Raw genomic sequence first — 13,619 nt, forward strand, 5'->3', positions numbered from 1 at the left:
AGGCGATGGCGGCTGCCCCTGCCCCTGCCCCTGCCCCTGCCCCGCGGGAGCTGCCGGGTGCCGACGGGCGCGCCAAGTCCCGATCCCTGGGACGTCGGGCCGCCGCCGAAGCGAAGCGCTACCTGGCCTTCGCGATCTACCTGATCGTCGTTTTCGGTACCCTGATCCTGTTCAGCATCAACATCTACGCACGGGTCGATCAGGATATCCCGCACTATCCGAGCTATCACTTCTATGCGCTCGGGCTGATCAACGCCCTGGTCCTGGCCAAGTTCATGCTGATCGCCGAGGCGGCGAAGCTCGGATCCCTCCGTCTCGGCCGGCGCATCACGCGCGGCCCCCTCGTCTACGGGATCCTGTACCGCTCCCTTCTGTTCACCGCCGTCCTGGTGGCGGCCTACGGACTCGAAGAGGTGCTGGTGGGGGCCTGGCACGGGAAGGCGCCGGGCACCGTTCTTCCGGAGATGGCCGGCGGCCCGCGGGGCGTGCTCACCTTCGCCTGGGTGATGTTCGTGGCGCTGCTCCCGTATTTCGCCTACCGGGAGATCGGCCGCGTGCTGGGCGGCGGTCGCCTGCGCGTCCTGCTCCTCCGCACGCCGGCGGCGCGCTAGAGCGCCTTCACGGCTTCGGTCGCTCGATCGCCGGCCGCAGCCGGCCCGAGCCACCGCCCGGGCCCGGGCCCGCCGTCAATGGGCGACCACGAGCGTCGGTGCGGACGGGAGCGCCGTCTCGGGGCCGAGGCTTGCGCGCCGGCGGTCGAGGGCGTCGCGCGCATGGGCCAGGGCCGTCGCGAAGGCCGACAGGCAGTCGGTGCTGACAGCCCCGGTGGTGCAGCCCAGCATCGCCGAGACGATCGCCCGGAATTCGCCCTCCAGGGCGGCGAGCTCCGCACGGTCGGCGCCGGGCGCCGCGTCGGCAATCTCGACCAGGCGCCGGACCGGGCGCCATTCCGCCTCCGATCGGCGCCGGGCCCAGCCCGCCGAGGCGGCGGCGAGGAGCGATCCGGCGAGGCTGATCACCACGCCGCCGAGATAGAGATATTGCTGGGCTTGGTCGAAGAAGCTCTGGTCCCCGTTGCTGAGATAGGACGCGACCCCCGGATGGACGGGCAGGATCGGGCTCTTGTCGTCCGGATCGGGCGCCTCGATCTGCGCGGCGAGCGGCGTCACGGCCGTGAGCTTGGCCTTTGTGGTCAGGATCGACCGGGCGATGGCGGCCGCGACGACGTTGGGCATCAGCTCCGAGGCGGCGAACCGATAGGTGACCGCCAGCGTCGTGACCGACTCGCTGGGCGTGGCGGGACGCGCCCGGAACGCCCCCACGGGCACGTCGATCGCCTCGAAGCCGGGGAACCGCTTGCCGATCGCCTCCGCCTCGTCGAGCGCGAGGATGCCCGGCGTGCCCTTCGTGGCGCGCGCGACGGCGGCGACCCCATCGACGATCTCGCCCGGCGCCATGGGACCGACCGCCAGGATGGCCGCCACCTTCTTCTGCCGGACGGCCTGGGCCAGCGCGTCGATCGGAAGAATGGCCCTGCCGACATCCTTGGCGGGGATGTTGAAGTAGCTCAGCACCATGTCGAGGACACGCGTGTTGGTGTCTTGCAGCGGCCCGGCCACGAGGCCGACGGTCTTGCCCGCCAGGTTGGCGACCGAGGTGACAGGGTTGTGCGGGGGCACGATCAAGGCGACCACGTCCCGGCGCAGGATGACGATGGTCTGTGCGTTGGCGGGTGCCCCCGCGTCGCTGCGCACGATGGCGAGATCGGTCCGGCGCTCCTCCAGAGCCTTGGCGCTCCCCGCGAGGTCGTCGACCCGCACGAGGTCGAGATTGACGCGGGGATGCTGCACCCGGGAGACGGACACGAAGGCCGTGATGAACCGCTCGGCCGTGCTGCCGGGGGGGCCGAGCGTGATGCGCAGGTTAGCGTGCGGCGACCAGACATGCGCAACCGCGAACGCGCCGGCGGCCACGAGCAGGATGGCGACGGCCACGAGCGCCCGGCTCCACCGCCGGGGCGGCTTGGCGCGGTGCCGCGGGCTTTCCGATCCCGTCCGGTCGGGATCGACAGCGACAGGCTTGGCATCCTGCATCGTGACCTCACACCGGGATTTCGGACCGGGGGCGTGTCGCGCGGAGGCGCCGGCCGGAACCGTTCAGCACGCCTCGCAGGCGCCCCCCTCCCCCGGGAGCCTGCGGTCGTTGCGGCGATCCCGCGGGTCTCGATGCCGCCTCTGCGTGCCCGGTTCGACGCCCGGCGGAGGATCGCTCACATCGAGGGGAGGCGTGGTGATCGCCTCGCGTTCGAGGCGGTTGAGCTGCGCCTCGCTGGGGATGGCGATGCCACCCTGCGCGAGGCGGATCTGCGCTTCCCCGCGGGTGGCCGCACCCGCGACTCCGCCGGGAAGGGCGAGCATCAGGAGGGCGGCCCCGGCCCGTGAAAACGGTGAAAACGCCATGGCGACCTCCTCGGCAGCCGCTGAACGGACGATACTCCGCCCACATAGCCCGTCTCGGCGGGCGCTCCTTGACCGAACCGGACAGGGACTGCACTCAACGCGCGCCGTATTCGGCGATGTGTCCTGGGAGACGACCCACGAAGTCCCGCGCACGCCGAACGCCCGACCTGATGTGGAGATCGAGCTGGCGGCTTGCGCGAAGCGGCCATTTCCCGCCGCGGCGTTCGGGGCGGGCCTCATGGCCGATGTGCGGCCCTCCGGGCGTGGCGAGGGCCGCCTCTCCGGATCTCAGGCCGAGGCGCGGATCGGACGAGCGGCGACCGTGACGAATGTCACCGGAGCCGCCCGGCGCAGGCGCCCGATCTGAGCCGGCGCAAGCCGTTCGACGATGTGCGGCAGAGCATCACCCCGGCCACCACGCACCGCGACACGGCCGGATCCACAGAGCACTTCAGGGGGACGACTGGCGGAGAAGGGGGACGCTCCGCACTTCCGGCCAAGTTCCTCGACACTCCGCCAAATCCGCCCCGGACACGCAGCGGAGGGTATAATGGAATGTGCATAGCGTTGGCGCGGAGCCCTGCAACTGCTCGGTTCCACCCTAGAGCGCGATCCGAGCGAGTTGAGTCGCCTGGGGTTTTGGCACGGACGGAGATGTGATTCGATGCACGGCTTTCTGATCAGGAGAGCCGGATGCCCTGTCCGCCGATCTGCGTGAACGCGTCGTGACGGCCATCGAAGCGGGAGCCTCGCGCCGTGATCTAGCCTGACCGTCTGGCGGGAGCCCCTCGGCCAAGCCTCGGGTCAAATCTCAATCCAGGCCGACCGCGAGTTTTTCAACGAAATCGGTCGTGAGCGGGCGGAACGGTGACGTCCGCTTCATCGCGAGGCCGGTGTTTCGGTTGCGACCCGATGCGGTCATGTCGTGACACGCGTTGCTGTCCTGTTAGCAGACACCCCCGCTGCCGTGTTGCGGATCAGTGACACTGAATTGGCTGACTTTGGCGACGGCCTCGCAATTGCGCTACGCAGCTTTCAGCTGGCGGAGGTCGAACTCGGCGTGAACGCCTCCGGGCTTCGCCATCCGTTCCTCGCGATAGGGTCGCCTCGGCGTTCCTGGTCAATCGAATGAGTCACCTCATGGCGCATAGATCCGGCACCGGGCTCTCGCGTGGTAAAATTGAATTTTTCCGCGATACTTGCGCCACCTTATTCTTGGAATGCTCGACTTTAAATAGGGCATCGACTTCCTGCGCAGGGCGCGGAGGACTGAACAGAAAGCCCTGCATCTCATGAGCCCCCTCGGAGAGGACAGCGTTACGCTGGATGTCCGTCTCGATACCCTCCACAAGGGTCGTCATATTGAGGCTCTGGCCGAGACCGATAATAGCCCGAATGATCGCGGCCGCCTCGGGTTTCTCGCCGATCTCGCGCACGAAGGACCGATCAATCTTGATCTTGTCAAAGGGGAACCGGCGCAGGTAGCTGATACTGGAGTAGCCGGTGCCGAAGTCGTCCATGGCGATGCGGATACCAAAACTGCGCAAGACGTGCAGTGTCTCAAGGTTCGCATCGGTTTCTTCCAGAAGTACGCTCTCGGTGATTTCCAGTTCGAGCCGACTCGGATCGAGGCCGCTTTCTGATAGAATCGAGAACACCATCGTCGCGAAGTTGCGCTGGCGCAGCTGATGGGCCGATACGTTGACCGCGACCCCGACGTGAGCGGGCCATCGCTTGGCATCCTCGCACGCCCGCCGCAACACCCACTCGCCCAACGGTACGATCAAGCCAGTTTCTTCTGCGATGGGAATGAACACCGCAGGGCTCACGAGGCCCCGCTCGGCGTGCCGCCACCGAACCAGGGCTTCAACGCCAGTCACGTCGTTGCTGCTGAGTTTGACGAGCGGCTGGTAGTGCACCTCAAAGCGCTCATTGGTCAGCGCCTCGCGCAGTTCCCGCTCCAAGTTGAGGCGGGCTCGTGCGCTTTCGTCCATCTGGGGTTCGAAGACCCGAAACGTCCCCCGCCCGTCCGATTTTGCTTGGTAGAGCGCCAGATCGGCGTTCTGCAGAAGCTGAGTGACGTCACGATCCATCTCGCCGGACAACACAATTCCGGCACTCATACCGATCTCAACCCGCAATCCGTCGAGCTCGTAGGGCGCGCTGACTGACGCGATCAGTCGCCGCGCCAGCGCTTCCGCCGCCTTCAGGTCCTTGACCCGGTGCAGGACGACGAACTCGTCTCCCCCCATCCGCGCGACGGTAGTCCCTTCACGAACTTCTCGCTGAAGCCGCTGAGCGACACACCGTAGAAGTTGGTCGCCCACCGCGTGGCCGAACCCATCGTTGACGAGCTTGAACCGATCAAGGTCGAGACACAGCACGGCGAGGGAACGACCCGGCATAGGCTGCCCCAGCATTCCGTTGCCAAACTCATGCAAGGCCATGCGGTTGGGCAAATCGGTCAGGGCGTCGTGCCGCGCCATGTAGGTGATACGGTCTTCGTTGCGGCGGCGCTCAGTCACATCCTCGAAGGTTGCGACCCACCCGCCGCCGCTCATCGCCCTGTGAGTCGCTGAGACCGTTCGCCCATCCGCGAGCTCCCGCAGGATTGACGTAGCCTGCCCCTCGATAAGCGAGGTCCGAGTGCCTTCACTCAGAGCATCGACCGTGGTGCCAGCTGCGTAACGTCCGAGGTCAACCAAGATCTCGATGATCTGTCGCTGGCTCATTCCGACATGCAAATGGTCTGTCGCAAGTCCGAAGATCTCCAGATATCTCTTGTTCCAGACCAACAAACGTCGATCCGCATCGAACATGCACAGGCCTTGGTTCATATTCTCCAAGGCTGCATCGAAGCGTCGATTTTGTTCAATCAGTTGCTCGTGCGGCACAGAGGACTGACTAAGCCACGGCACGAAGGTAGCTGTGGCATTGGAATACCAACACCAAATGCCACAAGAGGTTGGTAATTCCCAAGCATCGAGAGCAGACATGGAATGCGGTCAGCGTGTTGAATTTGGCATACGATAAGATAGATATCTTAATTTATTAGCTGCCTACTCGATGGGCATATGCACTTACAATCATCAACTTAGCGAACCAAAGACAGGCGCTCACTACAGCTTGTCCGATTGTATCACGGGCCGGCCTCTGCACGATGCGCACCGGCAAGCGCTGCAGTGTCGGGAGCGGGACCCATCCGGTCGTATGCATTTGCCGTGCTCAGTAAAGGAAGCGGAAGGGCTGAAATTCACCCCAAGCCATTCCGGAAGCGACCCAAGCCGGCCGTGCAGGCCGTTGTTAGGTTTTTCCGAAAGCGGTCCTTTGCAGGAACCCATCGACCTTGGCTCGCGGTATGGCGCGAACCGAGACATAGCGGCTGGATAGGGCCTTGACTTAGAGCGCACTCCAACTCCTAGCCTCAGATGCGTCGTGGCGAGAACGGTGCTCATGAAGATTGGCGAACTGGCGAAGCGTTCGGGACTGTCCGCTCACACCATCCGCTATTACGAGCGGATCGGACTGCTTCCCTATGCCGACCGGGACCAATCGAGCCAACGTGACTACGACGCATCGATCCTGATCTGGATCGCGTTCCTTGGCCGTCTCAAGACGACTGGAATGCCGATCCGGGAGATGCTGCGCTACGCAGCCTTGCGGGAGAGCGGCGTCGTCACCGAGGCTGAGCGCCGGGACATGCTGGAGCAGCACCGCGAGCGCGTCCGCGCCCACGTGGCTGACCTGCAAGCCTGCCTCCTCGTCCTCGACACCAAGATCACCGGCTACGCCGGTCCGGACGAGAGGACACAGGCCTATGACGAAATTCCCCCACAGCGGCAGCGAAAGCCGGCTCGAACGCGGACGACGGGCACTCGCTGAGATCGACGGCGAGGCCGGAGAGAAGGTCGTCGCCTCGCTCGCCGACATTGCCCCCGACTTCGCGACCTACCTGCTCGAGTTCCCCTTCGGCGACATCTACAGCCGCCCCGGCCTCGACCTGCGCGCCCGCGAGATCGCCACCATCGCGGCTCTGACAGCGATGGGCAACGCGGCCCCGCAGCTCAAGGTTCACATCGCGGCGGGCCTTAATGTTGGTCTCTCGCGCGAAGAAATCACCGAGATCATTATGCAGATGGCCGTCTACGCAGGATTTCCTGCGGCACTCAATGGCCTGTTCGCTGCCAAGGAGGTATTCGCGAAATGATGCGCCGACCGATGTGATTGCGGCGGGTCGAACGCAAACGTCATAACGAGGTCCGCTTCGAAGCGTTTGTCGCCCGAAAGCGGACCAGCGGAAAATCACCGAAAGCCGCCATTCCTATAACAACCCAGATCGGGCGTCATGGACATGTCCCGGGCTTCTTGAAAGCCGTCAGTCGCCGGCTGCCACACAAAGTCGGCTCAGGGGGATTGCGGGCCTAGACGCATGCCGAGCTTGCTCGTGTCGTTCTTCGAGAGCGAGCAACCGTGATCTACACTGTGATACCGCATCCGGCCCTTCAGTCGAGCCGACCCTGTCGGCAGAAACAGATCTCACGGTTGCGCGATACCCGTAGCCGTTTAGGCAGGTGGTAACCCTTGCTGGATGGTATGCCATCGGACGCCTCGTAGCGTTCCACTATCCGCCGGATCATCGATGCGTATCTCGATCAAGGCCGCGCTTGCCGGCCTTTTTGCTTTACTGGCAGTCATTATAGCCGGCGAAAGTGCCCTCACGCTGCTCAAGCTCAGCGCGATCCGTCACAGTGCGACCGAAGTCGCAGGCAACTGGCTGCCCTCCGTTCAAACGCTCGGCGAGCTGAACTCAGCCGTCGATAAGGCTCGCGTGCGCCAGTACCGGCTCGTAGCCGCGACGCGTGACACACAGCAACTGGCCGAGCATCGTAAGCAGTACTTGTCGGCAATCGAAGCCGCTGAACAGGTCAGCAAACGCTATGAAGCGCTTATCTCCTCGCCCCAGGAGCGCGCTCTCCACGATCAGTTCGTGCAAGAGTGGACCGAATTCGGAGCCATCGGCAAGCATGCGGTCGAGCTGATGGATGCAGGCCGCCAGCCGGAGGCGCTAACCGAGATTACGCAGCCTGAGATCGTGAGGCTCTACTCAGGCTTGTCTCAGATCATCACACAAGCTGTGGCCCTCAATCGAAAGGGTGCTCAGGACGAGGCGGACACGACCGTGTCCAACGTCGACGAAACAGCACGCGTGACCTACGTCGCGATGGTCGTCGCCCTTGTCCTTGCGCTTGGAGCGACGCTGTTCAGCCTCCTCCGCGTCGCGCACCCGATCACCCGCATGACGGCCACGATGGGCACGCTCGCGGCCGGCGATACCTCTGTCACGGTTCCCGGGGCCGACCGACGCGACGAGCTTGGCGCGATGGCCGCCGCCGTACAGGTGTTCAAGGACAACCTGATCCGCACCCGGCAGCTTGAAGCAGAGACTGCCCAGGCCCGTTTGGCTGCCGAGGAACAACGCAAGGCCGGCATGCGGCAGATGGCCGACAGCTTTGAGGCCGCCGTCGGCGGCATCATCGGCCTGGTGTCGTCCTCAGCGACCGAGCTGCAGGCGACCGCGCAGACCATGACCGCCACGGCGACGGAAACGGCGAGCCAGTCGACCACGGTGGCCGCGGCCGCCGAGGAGGCCGCCTCGAACGTCAACACCGTCGCTGCGGCCGCTGAGGAACTCGGTTCGTCCGTTCAGGAGATCGGTCGGCAGGTGGCCGGCTCGGCGGGTCTCGCGCGGACCGCTGTTACCGAGGCCGGTCAGACCGGCGGACTTGTTCAGGAGCTGAGCGCCGCGGTGTCGCGCATCGGCGATGTGGTCACAATGATCTCCTCGATCGCTGGGCAGACGAACCTTCTGGCTCTGAACGCGACGATCGAGGCGGCGCGCGCCGGCGCGGCAGGGCGCGGCTTCGCGGTCGTGGCGTCTGAGGTGAAGGCGCTCGCTGAGCAGACCGCCAAGGCGACGGGTGAGATATCGGGTCAGATCGCTCAGATCCAGGCCTCGACCGGTCAAGCTGTCACGTCGATCACCGGGATCACCGAACGGATCCGCGAGATCAGCGGCGTTGCGACCTCGATCGCCGCAGCCGTCGAGGAACAGGGTGCGGCGACTCAGGAGATCGTCAGGAATGTCTCTCAGGCGGCGCAGGGTACCGGTGAGGTGACAAGCAACATCGCGGGTGTTGCCGGTGCGGCCGAGGAGACGGGCGCGGCGGCGAGCCAGGTCCTCGGCGCGGCCTCGGAGTTGTCGCGCCAGTCAGAGCACCTCAGTGCTGAGGTTGCGCGCTTCCTAGCCACCGTGAGGGCGGCATAGAGCCTAACGAGGCCGTGCTTTTCAGGAGCACGGCCTCAACCATGCTGTCCGCTTCGCCACATCCCCTTACGAAAGCGGATCGGCTTAAAGCCGCCCGCTCAGCTCGAAGGTTTCGGCTGCAGGAGCTAGGGCGATCAGCGCCGTGGCGGTGATCGGACCCATACCTGGGATGGTCATCAGCCTGCGCGCCATCTCGTCCTCGCGAGCACGCTCGGCGATCTCGCGGTCGAGACTCGCAGGCCTGGATCTCCTCGCCCGAGACGTAGCCCCGGTCCGCGCCCATTACGAAGCGTCCATCCCGCCCTATCACCCTGGCGGACACTCTTAACAACCCAGGCGTTTCCCCACAGCCATTGTCGAGACCAGCCGTAAATGTCGGTTTGTGAAAGGCGTACGCAAATCGCCCGGACGTTCAGGGCGGCAACAACGTAATGAGAGAAAGGCCACTCCCGAAGGAGCGGCCCAAGTCAGGGAGGAAACGCCCACAAATGGGCTGCACGGTGTTGAGACGTGCGCCGCAGCAACTTTTATGCACTGCGGCGGTTCCGGAATGAACCATGCGGGTGACGGTCGACTGAGCGACGGCGCGCGTCCATGATCCGTTCTGGTCGACCGAACAGGTATCCCTGCAGCTCGTCGCATCCCTCAGCGACAAGGAAATCGCGCTCCTCGACGGTTTCAACCCCCTCGGCGAGCACCGTGATGCCCAACGCGTGACCCAGGGCGATGGCGGCGCGCATGACGGCGACGCCCTGGCTGCCATTCGACAGGTTCCGAACGAAGGTCTGGTCGATCTTGATCTTGTCGAACGGGAAACAACGCATGTAGTTCAACGAAGAGTAGCCCGTACCGAAATCGTCCATGATGATGGACACGCCCATCCGATGCAAAGCCTTCAGGATCTCCAGGTTCGTCAGGTCGTCCCGAAGGAGCACGCTTTCGGTGATCTCGAGCTCCAGCAGCTTCGCCGGCAGATCCGAACGTGCGAGTGCGCGTTCCACCACGGCGACGAGTTCCTTCTCTCGGAACTGCACGGCCGAGAGATTCACGGCCACGCGCAGGCCCGGCAGCCAACCGGCGGCGTCCTCGCAGGCGCGCTGTAGGACCCACGAGCCGATCTCGCGGATGAGGCCGGTCTCCTCGCAGATCGGAATGAACGCGGCGGGCGGGACGAGGCCGCGCGTGGGATGGCGCCAGCGCAGCAGCGCCTCGTACCCGGTCACCGCGCGGCTCGCCGCTCCGACGATGGGTTGGTAGTGCAGCTCGAACTGCCCCTTCTCCAGAGCACAGCCGAGATCCTCCTCCAGCCGCCGCCGTTCACGGTTCTCGCATTCCATCTGCGGTTGGTAGAGGCACCATGTGCGCCTGCCGGAGGCCTTGGCCCGGTAAAGGGCGATGTCGGCGTTGCGCAGTAGCGTTTCGGGCGAGCCGTCCGCCACGTCCGCCCGCGCCACTCCGATGCTCGTCCCGATCGAGAGGTGGACGCCCTCGATAACGAACGGGGTTCCGAGAGCGGAGACGATGCGTTCGGCCAGTCGAACGGCATCCGCCTCTTCGTCCTGCCCGAATCGCACGACGGCGAACTCGTCCCCGCCGAGGCGCGCCAGGACGTCGGGGGCGGCGATCAGAGCCGAGAGCCGCGCCGCGACCGCCCGAAGCAGCGCATCGCCGAGGGGATGGCCGTGGACGTCGTTGACCTGTTTAAAGCCGTCCAGGTCGAGCAGGAGCAATGCCCCCCCGCCGCCATCCATCGGCGTGCGCCCGCGTTCGGCCAGCAGCCGACCGGTGGCTTCCTGCAACAGGACGCGGTTCGGCAACCCGGTCAGCGCGTCGTGATGCGCCATATGGGCGATCATGGCCTGGGCGCGGTGCCGTTCCGTGATGTCCTCGAAGGTGCAGACGATGCCGCCACTCGGCACGGCTGCGGTCGTCACGCCGACGATGCGGCCGTCGGTCAGATCGCAGACCAGTGCCGCCGGGCGGCTCTCCCTCACACTGGCGGCGAGGATATCCGACAGTCGATCTCCCTCGGCCTTCGACATGGAGGCGATGATCTGACGGAGCAGGACATCGAGAGGGCTACCCGCTTCGCGTAGGAGCGGCGGGATGTCGAACAGCTCGGTCATGCGGGCGTTCAGGACGACGAGCCTGCTCTCGTGGTCGAGCAGCAGCACCCCCTGGCTCATGCTATCCAATGCGGTCCCGAACCGGGCGTATTCGTCCCGCAGGCGGCGGTCCGCCGATGCCCTTTCCTCGGCGGCAGCCTGCGCCGCGCTGGACGAGGCGAGGCGCTCTTGGGCGCGAAGCTGCGCCTTGGCGATCCTGACGATGAAAAACACGCCGCCGACGAGCAGCGCCACCGTCGCGGTCAAGGGCAGGGTCTGCGCCCGCCATGGGGTCAGCGTCGCCGAGATGGTGCGGCTCGTGCCCATGATGATCGGATAATGCTCCATGAGCTGGGCCGCGACGATCCGATCCTGCCCGTCGATCGGTGTCGTCATGCGTTCCACGCCGGAGGTTGGACGTTCCGCCCCTTGGACCCGCATCCATTTGAGCGGCGGGACCTTGCGTCCGATCGCGCCGGGCGGACGCGGATGGCGTGCCAGCATGGTCAGATCCGTGTGGACGAACGAGATGACGTCGGCCTCGTCGGGGGAGACCCTGGCATAGAGCCGCTCGAAGTAGCGGAGGTCTACGGCTCCAATCATGTAGCCGACGGATTGGCCATCGATGTCCGCGATGCGGTGGGCGACGATCAGATCCAGGCCCGAACCGTCCGGCCGGGCCGTGCCGGCGACGATAATCTTCCGTTCGGAGGGATCACGGCCGAGATCTTCGAGGAAAGAAGGACGGGACGATTCTTTATCTGCGGGCCGGTCGATCGAGGAGTTGATCGTCCTGCCCTGGAGGTCGATGATTGATATCTCCTTGACCTGGGGTAGGGCCGAGACGCCGGCACGGAGCTTGTCGTGCATGGCCGTGCTCGAGCCAAGCGACGCGAACGAGCGGTCGGCCGACGATCGAGCGCTGGCAAGCTCCCTCGCCACGTCCAGCTGAATGACCTCCATCGCCTGCATCGACCTGTCGGCCTGCTCGGAAAGCAGGGTCGTGAGGCTGACAAGGCTTCGCTCGGTGCTGCGGATCTCCAGCTCGTAGAGCTTTTGCGCCACGAGGATCCCGGCCCCGGTGAGGACCACGGCAAGGACGATGCCTGCAGTCGTAAGCGACGTTGCGGACAAGGTTGGATGTCGTGCCAATCGGATCGCCCGGCGCGCTCTGGAGGATCCTCGCAACGTCCAAGTCGAAGGCATGTCCGCTTAGCGTCCGTCTGGGCAGTTGTTTGACACAAGCTCGACGAAGCGCCTTGCCATCCGTGCAGCTTCACCGTGGCATCCCGAAGTTGAGGCGGTGTGAACAGCGTCGACCCTCGACCAGACTGAGACTTCCGAGCCCGTAGAGCGCCGCGAACAGGCAAGCGACCGCCGGCGCGCTGCTGTCGCGACCGCTCGTGACGCGAGTGCAGCCACCGTTAGACTCAGCTCGCAGAGCGCAGCCCCAACAATGCCGGTGGTGAGCTTCCGGCGTCGCACGCCCGGAGCATCGATGCCGTCGTCCGGTTTTCCGGATGCGGCGGAGGCGGGCTGGAGGGCAAGGTCGAGGCTCTATGCCGCGGGCAGAACATTGCCCGCAACGACCATCGAGGCGTGTCGACCAGCGTCCGCTTTTTCATCGGTGCGTCTGGAAGCAGATGGGGTGGATGGCGCCCGCTCCGACTGACGGCACCTGAGTGCCACGATGTGGTCGCTGTCGACGCAGCAGCCACGCGGCTGCAGGAGCCATCCCCCTGGAGATTACCACCGTCGTGGTGACCGGGCTGGCCGATCAGATCGGCGCCGTGCAGATCCCGCTCACCCGACTCGAGAAGGCGCTGCTGGCCTGGCATCGGGACAGTGACCTGTCGCGGCGCCTGGCGACGATCCCCGGTCTCGGCATCGTCTCGGCGACGGCGCTGGCCGCTTCGGTGAGTAGGCCCGAGCGCTTCCGCAATGGTCGACGGTTCGCCCCCTCGCTGGGCCGGACACCGCTGCAGAACTCCAGCGGCGGCAAGGAGCGCCTGGGCCGGATCTCGCGCATGGGCGACCGCGACCTGCGCCGTCTGCTCGTGATCGGCCTGACCCCTCTGGTCCGGCGCGCGAAGGCGATGCCGACCTCGGTCGACCCGCGGCTGCCGGCGCTGCTCCAGCGCAAGCCGGTCCGCGTTGTGACTGTTGCGGCGGCCAATCGCACCGCACGTGTCGCCTGGGCGATCATGACCCGCGGCGGTAGCGACCGCATACCGGCGGCCATTGCCGCCTGACGGCACGGCGAGGAGACTTTTCCAGGTTGCGCGGACGATGAGACTTGATGGCGAACCGGTCAGACCGGGAGGCGGGACACCCCGGAATACGTCGTCGGCGTCATGGCTCGCAAAGCAGAGTGGGACCCAGCGCGCGGATACCATCAGGGCCAGCGGTCAACATCAACGCCTGCATCGACAGGCCGGACACAAGACGGCACCCGACCAACGCGTCCGAAGCCCAACTCGTCACTTGCAATGCGGGCGCCTTCCACACAGGACGCTCCACCTTCGATTGTCGAAGAGCGTGTCAGCCCGCGAGTTTCCCTGCGATCCCATGAGGTCCGATTCCGCCATGATGTGGATGCTGTCCTGTCCTGCGATCGTCTGCTCGGCCAGGGTTGCCAGCATTCGTGGCGACGCCCGCCACTTCCGCGGCTCAAGCGAACGAGCTACGCTTCGATCGGCTCAGGGCGCGGCATGTTCGATCGGAATGGCC

The 13,619-nt window shown here is 65.5% G+C and carries 8 protein-coding genes and 2 pseudogenes; 5 read left to right on the forward strand and 5 right to left on the reverse strand.

The annotated features are described in order from the left end of the window. The first annotated feature begins 5 nt into the window (after positions 1 to 5). On the forward strand, positions 6 to 611 hold the full coding sequence (locus GGQ91_RS03475; RefSeq protein WP_091994905.1) for a hypothetical protein: 606 nt from the start codon (positions 6 to 8) through the stop codon (positions 609 to 611). Positions 612 to 686: 75 nt separating this feature from the next. Here GGQ91_RS03475 and GGQ91_RS03480 read toward each other — a convergent pair whose 3' ends face one another. From GGQ91_RS03480 to GGQ91_RS03490, 3 genes are all read right to left on the reverse strand, one after another. Continuing rightward, the gene (locus GGQ91_RS03480) at positions 687 to 1,994 is read right to left on the reverse strand and encodes a TAXI family TRAP transporter solute-binding subunit (protein ID WP_343066749.1); all 1,308 of its coding nucleotides are present in this window, start codon (positions 1,992 to 1,994) and stop codon (positions 687 to 689) included. Between the two features lie 162 nt (positions 1,995 to 2,156). Next, entirely contained in the window at positions 2,157 to 2,459 is a 303-nt protein-coding gene (locus tag GGQ91_RS03485; protein WP_179697561.1) for a hypothetical protein, read from the reverse strand. Positions 2,460 to 3,592: 1,133 nt separating this feature from the next. Continuing rightward, on the reverse strand, positions 3,593 to 5,455 hold the full coding sequence (locus GGQ91_RS03490) for a putative bifunctional diguanylate cyclase/phosphodiesterase (RefSeq protein WP_182591344.1): 1,863 nt from the start codon (positions 5,453 to 5,455) through the stop codon (positions 3,593 to 3,595). Positions 5,456 to 5,912: 457 nt separating this feature from the next. Here GGQ91_RS03490 and GGQ91_RS03495 point away from each other — a divergent pair, with 457 nt between their 5' ends. From GGQ91_RS03495 to GGQ91_RS03505, 3 genes are all read left to right on the forward strand, one after another. Beyond that, positions 5,913 to 6,341 carry a MerR family transcriptional regulator gene (locus GGQ91_RS03495; protein ID WP_043759986.1) on the forward strand — a complete coding sequence of 143 codons (429 nt, stop codon included), beginning with the start codon at positions 5,913 to 5,915 and terminating at the stop codon, positions 6,339 to 6,341. Further along, complete coding sequence (locus GGQ91_RS03500; RefSeq protein ID WP_182591345.1) at positions 6,277 to 6,666, forward strand: carboxymuconolactone decarboxylase family protein; 390 nt, start codon at positions 6,277 to 6,279, stop codon at positions 6,664 to 6,666. Before GGQ91_RS03495 ends, GGQ91_RS03500 begins: the two co-directional genes overlap by 65 nt. 432 nt (positions 6,667 to 7,098) lie before the next feature. Continuing rightward, complete coding sequence (locus tag GGQ91_RS03505; protein WP_182591346.1) at positions 7,099 to 8,784, forward strand: methyl-accepting chemotaxis protein; 1,686 nt, start codon at positions 7,099 to 7,101, stop codon at positions 8,782 to 8,784. A gap of 105 nt (positions 8,785 to 8,889) precedes the next feature. Here GGQ91_RS03505 and GGQ91_RS03510 read toward each other — a convergent pair. Both GGQ91_RS03510 and GGQ91_RS03515 read right to left on the reverse strand, forming a co-directional pair. Continuing rightward, positions 8,890 to 9,021 (reverse strand): annotated as a pseudogene (locus GGQ91_RS03510) (transposase); the annotation flags it as partial. Positions 9,022 to 9,311: 290 nt separating this feature from the next. Continuing rightward, on the reverse strand, positions 9,312 to 12,023 hold the full coding sequence (locus GGQ91_RS03515; RefSeq protein ID WP_182591348.1) for a bifunctional diguanylate cyclase/phosphodiesterase: 2,712 nt from the start codon (positions 12,021 to 12,023) through the stop codon (positions 9,312 to 9,314). A gap of 623 nt (positions 12,024 to 12,646) precedes the next feature. Between GGQ91_RS03515 and GGQ91_RS03520 the strand changes: the two are divergent. Then, positions 12,647 to 13,141, forward strand: a pseudogene (locus GGQ91_RS03520) (transposase); the annotation flags it as partial. Between the last annotated feature and the right edge of the window lie 478 nt (positions 13,142 to 13,619).

Source organism: Methylobacterium fujisawaense (assembly GCF_014138435.1).
GTDB classification, from domain to species: domain Bacteria; phylum Pseudomonadota; class Alphaproteobacteria; order Rhizobiales; family Beijerinckiaceae; genus Methylobacterium; species Methylobacterium fujisawaense.

What these genes read in the sequence shown, in the direction of transcription:
- GGQ91_RS03485 (WP_179697561.1), bottom strand. Translation starts at nt 2,459, where the DNA reads ATGGCGTTTTCACCGTTTTCACGGGCCGGGGCCGCCCTCCTGATGCTC.
- GGQ91_RS03490 (WP_182591344.1), bottom strand. Translation starts at nt 5,455, where the DNA reads ATGTCTGCTCTCGATGCTTGGGAATTACCAACCTCTTGTGGCATTTGG.
- GGQ91_RS03505 (WP_182591346.1), top strand. Translation starts at nt 7,099, where the DNA reads ATGCGTATCTCGATCAAGGCCGCGCTTGCCGGCCTTTTTGCTTTACTG.
- GGQ91_RS03475 (WP_091994905.1), top strand. Translation starts at nt 6, where the DNA reads ATGGCGGCTGCCCCTGCCCCTGCCCCTGCCCCTGCCCCGCGGGAGCTG.
- GGQ91_RS03500 (WP_182591345.1), top strand. Translation starts at nt 6,277, where the DNA reads ATGACGAAATTCCCCCACAGCGGCAGCGAAAGCCGGCTCGAACGCGGA.
- GGQ91_RS03495 (WP_043759986.1), top strand. Translation starts at nt 5,913, where the DNA reads ATGAAGATTGGCGAACTGGCGAAGCGTTCGGGACTGTCCGCTCACACC.